We start from the raw sequence: 11,431 nt of genomic DNA on the forward strand, positions 1-11,431 counted from the left end.
CACATCCACAACTCCCCACCCCACCAAGAGCGGAAGGAATTGCCATGGGCTCTCTTGAAGGCAAAGTGGCCGTCGTGACCGGCGGCGGTCGAGGCATCGGCGCGTCGATCGTGCGACGGTTCGCGGCCGAGGGCGCAGCGGTGGTCGTCAACGACCTGGGCGCCACCGCCGACGGCCAAGGCGGCGACGCGGGCCCCGCGGACCAGGTCGTCAAGGAGGTCGTGGCGGCCGGCGGCCGGGCGATCGCCGACGGCGGCGACGTCGCCGACACCGCCACCGGACAGCGGCTGATCGACACCGCCGTCTCCGAGTTCGGCAAGCTCGACATCCTGGTCAACGTCGCGGGCATCCTGCGCGACCGCATGATCTTCAACCTCAGCGAGGAGGACTGGGACGCGGTGATCCGCGTCCACCTCAAGGGCCACTACTCCACGGTGCGGCCCGCCGCGCAGTACTTCCGCGAGCAGCGCAACCCCGACGCCAACTACCGCATCATCAACTTCTCTTCCGTCTCCGGCCTCGACGGCTCCCCGGGTCAGCCGAACTACGCGGCGGCCAAGATGGGCGTCATCGGCCTCACGTACTCCCTCGCCCAGAGCCTTGCGAAGTACGGCGTGACCGCGAACTCGATCTCCCCGGGAGCCGCCACCCGGCTCACCGGTACGGTCCCCGACGAGAAGCGCGCCAATTTCCGTAACGAGGAGGACCCGAGCCGCTCGCCCGACAACATCGCGCCGCTCGCCCTCTACCTCGCCTCCGACCGCTCCCGCTGGCTGACCGGCCGTACGCTGCGTGCCTCCGGCTATGACGTCGGCCTGTACAACAACCCCGAGGTCATCCGCCAGCTCAGCTCCACCGGCCCATGGGACCAGGAACGGCTCGCCGACCTGATCGAGGGCAACTTCCGCTCCGTCGCCGACGGCCTGCCGCCGAGCGTCTTCGCCCGCCAGCTCGGCCGCAACTGAGCAGGGTGCGCCGGCCGCCGCCTGCCCGAGGTTCCGGCAGGCCGGCCGCCCCCGTCGGCCCCCTGCCCGGCCGCGCACCCCGACGACCCGCATCACCCGGCGAGCAGCGGCGGACTCCGACCTCACCCCTCGCCCGTACCACCCCGCGAACGGCCCCTGGCCAGGAGCGAGTTCACCCGTAGAGCCGCAGGTACCCGCACCCCCTTGGATGAGGAGGCACGATGCCGCACGTCCTGCAGGGCCTTCAAGCCGTCGACCTGACCGAGCGCACCGCAGGTCCGCTCGTCGGAATGTTCCTCGCCGACTTCGGTGCCGAGGTGGTGAAAGTGGAGCGGCCGGGCGGTGATCCGGCCCGCAGCGACCCCGGATTCGCCGTGTGGAACCGCGGTAAGAGGAGCGTCGTCGTCGACCCGGCCGACCCCAAGCGGCGCGACTGGCTGCGCAGGCTTGTGGAGGGCGCCGACATCTGCCTGGTCAAGGACGAAGCCGCACTGGCCGGGTTCGGCCTCGACGCCGCGGCCCTGCGCCGGGCCAACCCCCGCCTGGTTCTGGTCTCCGTACCCCCGTACGCAGCGTCGGGTGCCCCCTGGCCCGGTGGCGAGGAGTCGCACGGGCTGCTCGGCGCGGCCTCCGGGATGGCGTGCCGCCAGGCGTCCCTCGACGGTGACCCGGTCGAGTGGGTGATGCCTCAGTACCTCTACGTGCAGGGGGTGTGGGCGACCGCCTGCACGGTCGCCGCGCTGCTTGAGCGGGAGAGCTCCGGGCGCGGCCAGCAGGTCACCGTCACCGGCCTGAACGCGGTGGCGACCGCGGCCGTGAGTATGTACACCGTCACCGCCGACAGTGCCGACCCGAACACCGCTGTGGGTCTCGGCGGACGCCACCCCACCTACACCCGCCACCTCGCGGGCGACGGCAAGTGGCTCGGCTGCGGCGGCCTCGGCGTCAAGTTTGAGACGAAGGTCCTTCAGGCCCTCGGCCTGAGCGGGATGCTCGACGAGCCACGCATGGGCGGCAGCGTCGCCGGCCTTGTCGACCCGGCCAACATCGACTGGGCCACCGCCCGTATCAAGGAAGCCTTCCTCACCCACGACCGCGACCACTGGCTGCGGGTACTCACCGAACTCGGCATACCCTGCGGCCCGTTGCTGGACTCCCAGGAATGGCTGGACCACCCGCAGCCGCAGGCGATCGGGCTGCGCACCGAGGTGCAGGACCCCGAGCGCGGCACCGTCACGATGCCGGGTGTGCCGCTCACCCTGACTCGCACCCCGGGCCGGGTGACAGGAGCCGCCCCCGAGCTCGGAGCGCACGACGCGGAAGCGGACAGCCTGCCGCGGCCCAAGCCCGAGGACGCATCGGGAGCACCGGCGCGCCTGGCCGCCGGCCCGCTGGCCGGCTACCGCATCGCCGACCTGGGCACCTTCGTCGCCGCCCCCTTCGCCGGGCACCTGCTCGCCGAACTCGGCGCCGACGTGGTGAAGGTCGAGCCCGTCGACGGAGACCCCTTCCGCGCCACCGGCTACACGTACAACCGCGGCATGCGCAGCCTCGCCCTCGACCTGCAGTCGCCGGACGGCCAGGAGACCTTCCACCGGCTCGCCGCGACCTGCGACGCCGTCCTGCACGCGCTGCGTCCCGGTGTCAGCCACAAGCTGCGCCTGGACCACACCTCACTGACAGCCGCAGCCCCCAGCCTCGTCACGGCCTCCCTCTCCGGGTACGGCGAGGGAGGGCCGCTGGGCGAACTGCCCGGCGTGGACATGGTGATCCAGGCGATGGCAGGAATGATGAGCCGTCAGGGCGGCGACGGTGAGCCCGTCTCCAACACGCTCGCCATCATCGACACCACCAGCGCCGCCATGGGCGCCCTCACCGTCATCCTCGGCCTGTACCACCGCGCGCGCACCGGCGAGGGACAGCGTGCCTGGTACTCCCTGGTCGGCACCGCCACCTACCTGCAGAGCGACGCCGTGGTCCGCTATCCCGGCCGCCCCGCCCCCGAGACCGGCAGCACCGACCACCGCGGCCACCACCCCCTCGACGGCCTGTGCCGCACAGCCGACGGCTGGATCCGGATCGCCGCCGAAGACCCCGTCTCCGTCACCGGGCAACAGCTCGCCGAGGCCGGAATCCCCCTGGACCAGGGCGCGTTCGCAGCCGACCCGACCGGTGCGGTCCGGCAGGCGCTGGCCGGCCTGCACAGCGAGCAGGCCGTTGACGCCCTCGCCGCCGCGGGCATTCCCGCCGTCCGCGCCCGGAAGATCACCGAGGTGCTGCGCGATGAAGACCTGCTGCGTGAAGAGTTCGTCCACGTACGCCCCTGCGAGGACGGTCCCGCGATCATCGCCCCCGGCCGCTACGCCACCTTCAGCCGCACCCAACGCACCGGCCCCCTGCAGGTCCCCGGGGCCGGGGAGCACAGCAGCGCCCTGCTGGCCTCGGCGGGGCTTGCGGCGGAGCGCGTGACCGAGCTGCTCGAGGCGGGTGTCGTCCGCGAAGGCGGCCCCATGCCCCAGCGCCTGGCGCCCCTGTACCGCTGAGTCGCCCCGGCATCCCGCTCCCGGCCGCGCTCAGTCATCACCCAGCCATCGACCAGCTATCACCCAGGCAGAAAGCGAGCCACCCACCCATGTCCCTCAATCTGGCCGCGGTCGGACAGAGCGTCGACGCCGGCACCTTCAGCTGGGACTCGTCCGACGCCATCCGCTACGCCCTCGGCGTCGGCGCCGGGGCCGAGGATCCCACCGCGGACCTTGCGTTCACCACCGAGAACACCGAGGGCGTCGCACAACAGGTGCTTCCCACCCTCGGCGTGGTGCTCGGCGCCCGCGAACGCCGCCCCAAGCTGGGCGACTTCAGCGGCACCCGGATGCTCCATGCCGAGCAGTCCCTGGAGCTGTTCGGCCCGCTGCCGGTCTCCGGCACCGCCCGCACCACCGCGACGATCCTCGGCTTCGACGACAAGGGCGACGACGCCCTGGCGCACATGGAGCTGACCCTCACCGACGAGTCGACCGGGGAGAAGCTCGCCGTCTCCCGCAGCACTGTCTTCGTGCGCGGGGAGGGCGGATTCGGCGGCGAGCGCGGCTCAAGCCCGGCCTGGCAGCGGCCCGAGCGGCCCGCCGACCACACCGTCACCTATCGCACCCGCACCGACCAGGCGCTCCTGTACCGCCTGAGCGGCGACCGCAACCCCCTGCACTCCGACCCCGGCTTCGCCACCCGGGCCGGCTTCGAGCGGCCCATCCTGCACGGCCTGTGCACCTACGGATTCACCGGACGGGCTCTGCTGCACAAGGCCTGCGGCGGCGACGTGGCCCGCTTCGGCCGCATCACCGCACGCTTCGCCTCCCCGGTGACACCTGGCGAGGAGCTGACCGTCCACATCTGGCGGGACGACGCTCCGGAAGCCGCCGAGGCCGAGGGCATCGAGACGTTCCGCTTCCGGACCAGGGCCGGTGACCGCGTCGTCCTGGACCGGGGCACCTTCACCACCAGGAAGGCCTGATGAACACCACCACCGCGGGCGCGGCGAAGCCGTTCGCCCACGCACCCGAACCCACCCCGGAGACCCTCCCGTTCTGGGAGGGCGCCCGTGCCGGCGAGCTGCGCATCCAGCGCTGCCGCAGCTGCGCGCGGCACTACTTCGACCCACGCCCGCACTGCCGTCACTGCGCCTCCGCCGACACCGAGTGGACCCGCGTCAGCGGCCGCGCCCGGCTGGTCTCGTACATCATCAACCACCGGCCCGCGCCCGGCTTCCGGGACTACTCGCCGGTCATCGCGATGGTGCAGCTCGACGAGGGCCCGACCCTGATGTCCAACATCGTGGGCGTCGAACCGCTCCCGGAGAACCTCCCCCTCGACCTGCGGCTCGAAGTCCGCTTCGAGGAGCGGGGCGAGGCGGTCCTTCCGGTCTTCGCACCGGCCGCGCCCGACACCGACGAGCCGAACGCTGCCGCCGTTACCACCGGCAGCGAGGAGACCAGGCAGGTGACCGCATGACGACCACCACGAGCACGCGGCCGCGCGGCATGCACGGCGGCACGGTCGCCGTCGCCGGTGCCGCCGAGACCACCGAGATCGGCAAGCGCCCTGACACCTCTGTCCTCGGCCTGCACATCGAGGCCGCCCGCAACGCCCTGGCCGACGCCGGGCTGACCCCCGCCGACGTGGACGGCGTCGCCACCGCGGGCCCCAGCCCCATCGACGTCGCCCACCACGTCGGCGTCACCCCCCGCTGGCTGGACGGCACCGCGGTGGGCGGCTGCAGCTTCCTGAGCCACGTCCGGCACGCGGCCGCCGCCATCACGGCCGGGGCCGCCGAGGTCGTCCTCATCACGCACGGCGAGTCGGGCCGCTCCCAGGTCGGCCTCCCCGGCCGGGCCCGCTCCGCGTCCTCCCCGCCCGGGCAGTTCGAATGGCCCTACGGTGCCATCGCCCCGTACATGAAGTTCACCGTGCCCGCGCTGCGCTTCCTGCACGAGCGCGGGATGGGCCGCGAGGACCTCGCCCAGGTCGTCGTCGCCCAGCGCGAATGGGCGGCGAAGAACCCGCGGGCGCTGCGCCAGGACCTGGTCGGCGTGGAGGACGTGCTGGCCGCGCCGATGATCGCGTACCCGTTCTCCAAGGACATGTGCTGCCCGGTCACCGACGGCGGCGGCGCCCTGATACTCACCAGCGCGGAGCGCGCCGCGGACCTGCGCCGTCCGCCGGTGTACCTGCTGGGGTCCGGGGAGTCCGCCGAGTCGACGCTGGTCTCCCAGATGTCCGACCCGGGTTCCTTCGGCGCCTCCCGCCGCGCGAGCTCCGAGGCCTTCGCCACCGCCGGGCTGAGCCAGGGCGACATCGACCACCTGATGATCTACGACGCCTTCGCTCATCTGCCCCTGTACGGCCTGGAGGACACCGGATTCGTGGGGCACGGAGAGTCAGGCGCCTTCATCGCCGACGGCCACACCCGCCCGGGCGGCAGGCTGCCGGTGAACACCAACGGCGGCGGCCTGAACTACACGCACACCGGCATGTACGGCATGTTCGCCATGCAGGAGGCGATCCGGCAGCTGCGGGGCGAGGCGGACGCCCAAGTGCCCGGCGTGCGCACCAGTTTCGTGCACGGCTACGGGCTGTTCTTCTCCGCCGCGACGAGCCTCGTCTTCGCCAACGAACGGCCCTGACGCAGAAGCCCCGCGTGCGAAAATGTGACGCATGACGTCCAAAACTGCCGGCCGGCCCGGCCGACCCGCGGACCCGGACATAGAGCCCCGCGTCATCGCGGCGACCCTCGACGTCTACGGCGCGGTCGGCTGGGCCGGCTTCACCATCGACGCCGTGGCGCGCACCTCGAAGGTCGGCAAGGCGGCCATCTACCGCCGCTGGGCCAGCAAGCAGGAACTCATCGCCACCGCCGTCGCATCACTGCGGGGCGCCGACGGGTTCGACGTCACCGGGCACCTTTACGAGGATCTGACCCGGCTCGCACGGCTCCTCCTCCGGCGTTACAGCGGCCCGTACGGCCCGGCCTACATGCGGGCGATGGTCGAGGCGAAGCTCTATCCCGAGGTGCTGGGAGCCGCCCTGGACAAGGTCCGCCAGGCGACCATCGCCGGAGGCAGGAAGATCGTGCTGGCCGCCATCGACACCGGCGAACTGCCTGCCGGCACCTCGCCCTCTCTGGTGATGGACGGGCTGGCCGGCACCATCGTGCACTACGTGCTCATGGTGCCGCCGGAGCGGCGCCGCGCCCTGCATGAGGACCCAAATCCGTTCATCGGACAGGTCGTCTCCTTCGTCCTGTCCGGGACCTTGCGGAAGCGGCCTGCGGAGGCGGCTGCTTCTCACAGTCTTTCGAGCAGCGTTGCGTTGGCCATCCCGCCGCCCTCGCACATCGCCTGCAGCCCGTAGCGGATGCCCTGGTCGCGCATCCGGTGGACCAGCGTCGTCATCAGCCGTGCACCTGACGCGCCCAGCGGATGCCCGAGCGCGATGGCACCGCCGTCGGGGTTGAGGCGACGGTAGTCGGCCCCCAACTGCCGCTGCCAGCCCAACGACACAGACGCGAACGCCTCGTTGATCTCGTAAGTGCCGATCGCGTCGAGGCTGAGGCCCGAGCGCTTGAGCACCTTCTCCGTGGCCGGGATCGGACCCTTGAGCATGGTGATCGGGTCGACTCCGACCACGGCCGTGGTGTGGACGCGTGCCAGTGGCCGCCAGCCGTGCCGGGCGGCGACTTCGCCGGTGGTGACGAGCAGGGCGGCCGCACCGTCCGAGATCTGCGAAGAGTTGCCGGGCGAGATCACCCCGTACTCCTTGAACGGGGTGGGCAGTTCGCGCAGCCGCCCCAGCGTGCCGCTTCGCCGCACTCCCTCGTCAGCGGTGACCTCACCCGTCGCGCCGCCGTCCCCGGCGGGCGCCGGAACGGGCACAAGTTGCCCCGCAAAGCGGCCCTCGTCGACGGCCCGTGCCGCCCGCTCATGCGAGTCGAGGGCATGCTGGTCCAGGTCCGTACGGCTGAGCCCGAACTCCTCGGCGATCATCTCCGCGCCGGGTCCCTGCTCGAAGTACGGCCGCCCGTAACGCTGTTCCACCTGCGGGCCGAACGGCGCACCGAGCTCGCCGGTGCCGCGCGCCGACCACATCGGGATGCGTGACATCGACTCCACGCCGCCCGCGATCACGATGTCGTGCTGCCCGGAGACCACCGCTGCCGCGGCCATGTGGACAGCCTCCTGCGAGGACCCGCACTGCCGGTCGACGGTCACGCCCGGAACCGAATCCGGCCAGCCCGCGGCCAGAACCGCGGCCCGCGCGATGCACGCCGACTGCTCACCCGCCTGCGAGACGCAGCCCCACAGCACGTCGTCGACGAGCGCGGGGTCGAGCGCGTTGCGCTCGGCGAGCGCCCTGAGGACAAGGGCCGACAGATCGACCGGATGGACACCGGAAAGAGCACCGCCGGGCTTCCCCTTGGCGATCGGCGTCCGTACGGCATCAACGATCACTGCGTCATGCATGCTGCTGCTCCTGGAGTGGACAGTGGTCACAAGTGGACTGGGCTACAGGGGGGGGATGAAGGGGGATGAGTGGCCGGGCCGAACACCGACTCCGCCGCGTGACAGAATGAGACGCATGACGTCCACATCACGCGCCAGGCCCGGTCGGCCCGTTGATCCGGACATCGAACCGCGCGTGATCAAGGCGACGCTCGAGGTCTACGGCGCGGTCGGCTGGGCGGGGTTCACCATCGATGCCGTGGCACGCACCTCGAAGGTCGGCAAGGCGGCCATCTACCGCCGTTGGGCCAGTAAGCAGGACCTGATCGCCGCCGCGATCCTCTCGCTGAAAGCGCCCAAGCCCGTGGAAGTCACCGGCCACCTCCGAGACGACCTGACGGAAATCGCGAACCGCGTCGCCCGGCGGTATCTCGGGCCGCACGGCTTGGCGCACATCCGGGCGATGGTGGAGGCGAAGGTCTATCCCGACGTACTGGGAGAGGCGCTGGAGCACATTCGGCGGGGGGCGATCGCGAGCGGCCGCAAGACCGTCCTGGCCGCGATCGAGGCCGGCGAACTGCCCCCCGGTACCTCGCCGTCCCTGGTGATGGACGGGCTGGCCGGCACCATCATGCACCACATCCTCATGGTGCCGAACTCCAAGCTCGCAAAGCTCGCAGACGATCCGTCGACGTTCATCGAGCAAGCCGTCGACTTCGTCCTTGCGGGCGCCGGCTGGTCCGGCCCCGAGCCTGAGTGAACGGTCGGGCACAGCGAACTTCCTCACGTCGGATGTGCTCGGTCTGACGTCCCGTGCCTCGGCCGAGGGACGGTTGCGGAATGCACGGTGCCCTCGGCCGCCGGTACTTCGAGTCCGGTGTTACGTCGTGGAAGGTGCCATGACGACGCTGAGCTGGGTGAGCTCGTGGAGGCCCCAGGGACCGTTCTCGACACCGAGGCCGCTCCACTTGGCGCCGGCGAAGGGGAGGTCGGGTCGCAGGCCGACGGCGTGGGCGTTGACCGCGGCTTGGCCGGCGTCGAAGCGGCGGGCGACGGCGGTGGCCTGCTCGACGTCGGTGCCCCAGACGGACGAAGTCAGGCCGTACTCCGAGTCGTTGGCCATGGCCACGGCGTCGTCGACGTTCCGGTAGGGGAGCACCGGCAGGGCCGGCCCGAACTGCTCCTCGCTCACGATCCGGGCGTCCGCGGGGACGCCGGTGAGGATGGTGGGGGAGAAGAAGTAGCCAGGGCGGTCGATGCGGGAACCGCCTGCTGCGGCCTTGGCTCCGCGGGCGATCGCGTCGCTGACCAGTTCCTCCACCCGCTGCAGCTGCGGTTCGTTGTTGATCGCGCCGAGCCGCACACCCGGCTTGGATCCATCGTCCGGCTGCACGGACATGGCGATCTCGGCGAGGGCGTCCACCAGGCGGGCCTTGATGCTCTCGTGCGCGTAGACCCGCTTGACGGCCACGCAGATCTGCCCGTTGTTGCGGAACGCGCTCCAGAACAGCTGCTCGGCGATGGCCTCCGGGTCGGCGTCGGGGAGGATGATCGCCGGGTCGTTGCCGCCGAGTTCGAGGGTGATCCGCTTGAGGTCGTCGGCCGCCGCGGCGGCGACCTTCTTGCCCGTGGCGGTGGAGCCGGTGAAGCTCACCTTCCGGGCCAGCGGATGGCCGGTGAGCAGATTGCCCAGCGGATCGGGGCCGGTGACGACGGTCAACACCCCGGTGGGGAAGACCTCCTGGAGGACCTCGCCCATGGCGAGGGTGGCCAGCGGGGTGAACGGGGAGGGCTTGAGCACCATGGTGTTGCCCGCCCGCAGGGCCGGCGCGATCTTCCACATGGCCAGCAGGAGCGGGTAGTTCCACGGAGTGATGGCGGCGACCACGCCCAGCGGGCGGCGGGTCACCTCCACCCGGCGGTCCGCACCTGGCGGCGTGAGGTATTCCGGTTCGGTTTCCAAGTCGGCGTAGTAGCGCAGCCACCGGACCGAGCCGTCCACCTCGGAGGCCGCCTCGGCGAGAGGTTTGCCCTGCTCGGCGGTGAGCACCGCGGCCAGCCGGTCCTTCTGCGCAAGCAGCGCATCAGCGGCGGCGCGCAGGGCCGCGCGGCGGACTTCCTCGTCCCGGCTCCAGCTGCCGGCGAAGGCGCGTTGGGCGGCATTCATCGCCGCATCCAGCTGCTCCGGGGAGCAGGCGGGAGCCGTGGCGAAGACCTCCCCGGTGGCCGGGTTGATCACGTCGAACGTGTTCTTCGACTGGTCGGGCATGCGTGTACCTCCGTTGTTCACCACGTGACAGGAAGACCGGTGAGGCCGTTGATGGGCGCATAGGTCTTGTACGGGAGGCTCTCGGCCTCCGTTGCGAGTCGAAGGCCGGGGATACGCCGGAAGAGCGTCTCGAAGATGATGTCCAGCTCCAGGCGGGCGAGCGGCTGCCCCATGCACTGGTGGACACCGAAGCCGAAAGCCAGGTGGTCGCGCGGGGCACGGTGGATGTCGAAGACATCCGGATCCGGGTAGTGGGCGTCGTCGCGGTTGGCGGAGAAGTTGAGCGGGATGATCGCCTCACCCTTGGGGATGACCTGCCCGGCGACCTCGATGTCCTCCTTGGCGACCCGCACGACGATGAGGTGCACGATGGTCAGGAAGCGCAGCAGCTCCTCGATCGCCCCTGCGCGCAGCCCGGGCTCGGCCTTCATCTCGGCCAGCTGGTCCGGGTGTTGAAGCAGGATCGCCGTGCCGAGGGCGGTCATGTTGGCGGTGGTCTCGTGCCCGGCGACCAGCAGGGTGACCCCTGAGTTGATCATGGCCTCGCGGGAGATCGTCCCATCCTTGACCGCCTTGGCCATGTCGCCCAGCATGTCCTCGCCCGGGTCGTCCATCGCAAGGCGTTCGTCGCTGAGCTTCGCGATGTACTGGACCATCTCGGTGCGCGCCGCCGTGGACCGCTCATCGGCGTCCGCGACATCCGGATTGCCACGCGCCAGCAGATCCTCGGAGGCCTTGTTGAAGAAGGCCTGGTCCTCCGCCGGGACGCCGAGCAGCCAGCTGAGCACGGTGGACGGGATGGGCAGGGCGAGGTGCTCCACCAGATCGACCGGGCGCTTTTCGCGGGCCAGCAGCTCGTCGATCGTCTTGTCGACGAGTTCCTGGATGCGCGGGCGCATGGCGTGCACCCGCTTCATGGCGAAGTGCTTGCCCAGCATCCGGCGGAAGGTGGTGTGGTACGGGGGATCTGTGCGCAGGAACGACTGGTCCTTGCCGGCCATTCGAGGTGCGCCGAGGAGGGAGTAGCCGGGGTCGGTCGCGTCGGAGCTCACGCGCGGGTCGGCGAGCAGTTCGCGGACGTCGTCGTAGCGGGTGACCAGCCAGCCCGGCAGGCCGTCCGCGAGCTCGACCCGGCGGATCGGCGCGTTCTCGCGCAGCCAGCCGTAGGCGGCGGGCGGGTCGATCGCCGGGCGGGGCCAGGG

General features: G+C 71.2%; 10 protein-coding genes. 7 read left to right on the forward strand and 3 right to left on the reverse strand.

Annotation, left to right across the window (positions count from 1 at the left end; translation table 11 throughout):
* The first annotated feature begins 44 nt into the window (after nucleotides 1–44).
* The 6 genes from GUY60_RS01040 to GUY60_RS01065 all read left to right on the forward strand — a co-directional run bounded on the left by GUY60_RS01040 (nucleotide 45) and on the right by GUY60_RS01065 (nucleotide 6,872).
* Nucleotides 45–965, forward strand: a complete 921-nt coding sequence (locus tag GUY60_RS01040; protein ID WP_161692917.1) for an SDR family NAD(P)-dependent oxidoreductase — start codon at nucleotides 45–47, stop codon at nucleotides 963–965.
* A 221-nt stretch (nucleotides 966–1,186) separates the two neighbouring features.
* The gene (locus tag GUY60_RS01045) at nucleotides 1,187–3,508 is read left to right on the forward strand and encodes a CaiB/BaiF CoA transferase family protein (protein ID WP_161692918.1); all 2,322 of its coding nucleotides are present in this window, start codon (nucleotides 1,187–1,189) and stop codon (nucleotides 3,506–3,508) included.
* A gap of 89 nt (nucleotides 3,509–3,597) precedes the next feature.
* The gene (locus tag GUY60_RS01050) at nucleotides 3,598–4,476 is read left to right on the forward strand and encodes a MaoC/PaaZ C-terminal domain-containing protein (protein ID WP_161692919.1); all 879 of its coding nucleotides are present in this window, start codon (nucleotides 3,598–3,600) and stop codon (nucleotides 4,474–4,476) included.
* Nucleotides 4,476–4,973 carry a Zn-ribbon domain-containing OB-fold protein gene (locus GUY60_RS01055; protein ID WP_161692920.1) on the forward strand — a complete coding sequence of 166 codons (498 nt, stop codon included), beginning with the start codon at nucleotides 4,476–4,478 and terminating at the stop codon, nucleotides 4,971–4,973. The genes GUY60_RS01050 and GUY60_RS01055 overlap by 1 nt, the downstream gene beginning before the upstream one ends.
* The gene (locus GUY60_RS01060) at nucleotides 4,970–6,145 is read left to right on the forward strand and encodes a thiolase C-terminal domain-containing protein (protein ID WP_246234110.1); all 1,176 of its coding nucleotides are present in this window, start codon (nucleotides 4,970–4,972) and stop codon (nucleotides 6,143–6,145) included. The genes GUY60_RS01055 and GUY60_RS01060 overlap by 4 nt, the downstream gene beginning before the upstream one ends.
* Nucleotides 6,146–6,176: 31 nt before the next feature.
* The gene (locus GUY60_RS01065; protein ID WP_161692921.1) at nucleotides 6,177–6,872 is read left to right on the forward strand and encodes a TetR/AcrR family transcriptional regulator; all 696 of its coding nucleotides are present in this window, start codon (nucleotides 6,177–6,179) and stop codon (nucleotides 6,870–6,872) included.
* Here the strand turns inward: GUY60_RS01065 and GUY60_RS01070 are convergent.
* Nucleotides 6,806–7,981, reverse strand: coding sequence for a thiolase family protein (locus GUY60_RS01070; protein WP_161692922.1), 1,176 nt, complete (start codon nucleotides 7,979–7,981; stop codon nucleotides 6,806–6,808). The genes GUY60_RS01065 and GUY60_RS01070 overlap by 67 nt on opposite strands.
* A 115-nt stretch (nucleotides 7,982–8,096) precedes the next feature.
* Here GUY60_RS01070 and GUY60_RS01075 point away from each other — a divergent pair, with 115 nt between their 5' ends.
* Nucleotides 8,097–8,720 carry a TetR/AcrR family transcriptional regulator gene (locus tag GUY60_RS01075; RefSeq protein WP_161692923.1) on the forward strand — a complete coding sequence of 208 codons (624 nt, stop codon included), beginning with the start codon at nucleotides 8,097–8,099 and terminating at the stop codon, nucleotides 8,718–8,720.
* Nucleotides 8,721–8,840: 120 nt separating this feature from the next.
* On the opposite strand, the gene GUY60_RS01080 is transcribed toward GUY60_RS01075, so the two are convergent.
* Together GUY60_RS01080 and GUY60_RS01085 are read right to left on the reverse strand one after the other, a co-directional pair.
* The gene (locus tag GUY60_RS01080) at nucleotides 8,841–10,229 is read right to left on the reverse strand and encodes an aldehyde dehydrogenase family protein (RefSeq protein ID WP_161692924.1); all 1,389 of its coding nucleotides are present in this window, start codon (nucleotides 10,227–10,229) and stop codon (nucleotides 8,841–8,843) included.
* Nucleotides 10,230–10,246: 17 nt separating this feature from the next.
* Nucleotides 10,247–11,431, reverse strand: a 1,185-nt coding sequence (locus GUY60_RS01085; RefSeq protein ID WP_188132048.1) for a cytochrome P450, incomplete at its 5' end; no start/stop codon positions are given.

Origin of the sequence: Streptomyces boluensis, from assembly GCF_009908195.1 — a bacterium.
Taxonomy (GTDB): domain Bacteria; phylum Actinomycetota; class Actinomycetes; order Streptomycetales; family Streptomycetaceae; genus Streptomyces; species Streptomyces boluensis.

Bases quoted from the DNA above. Each gene is read 5' to 3' on its own strand.
- GUY60_RS01040 (WP_161692917.1), top strand. From the start codon at position 45: ATGGGCTCTCTTGAAGGCAAAGTGGCCGTCGTGACCGGCGGCGGTCGA.
- GUY60_RS01045 (WP_161692918.1), top strand. From the start codon at position 1,187: ATGCCGCACGTCCTGCAGGGCCTTCAAGCCGTCGACCTGACCGAGCGC.
- GUY60_RS01050 (WP_161692919.1), top strand. From the start codon at position 3,598: ATGTCCCTCAATCTGGCCGCGGTCGGACAGAGCGTCGACGCCGGCACC.
- GUY60_RS01055 (WP_161692920.1), top strand. From the start codon at position 4,476: ATGAACACCACCACCGCGGGCGCGGCGAAGCCGTTCGCCCACGCACCC.
- GUY60_RS01060 (WP_246234110.1), top strand. From the start codon at position 4,970: ATGACGACCACCACGAGCACGCGGCCGCGCGGCATGCACGGCGGCACG.
- GUY60_RS01065 (WP_161692921.1), top strand. From the start codon at position 6,177: ATGACGTCCAAAACTGCCGGCCGGCCCGGCCGACCCGCGGACCCGGAC.
- GUY60_RS01070 (WP_161692922.1), bottom strand. From the start codon at position 7,981: ATGCATGACGCAGTGATCGTTGATGCCGTACGGACGCCGATCGCCAAG.
- GUY60_RS01075 (WP_161692923.1), top strand. From the start codon at position 8,097: ATGACGTCCACATCACGCGCCAGGCCCGGTCGGCCCGTTGATCCGGAC.
- GUY60_RS01080 (WP_161692924.1), bottom strand. From the start codon at position 10,229: ATGCCCGACCAGTCGAAGAACACGTTCGACGTGATCAACCCGGCCACC.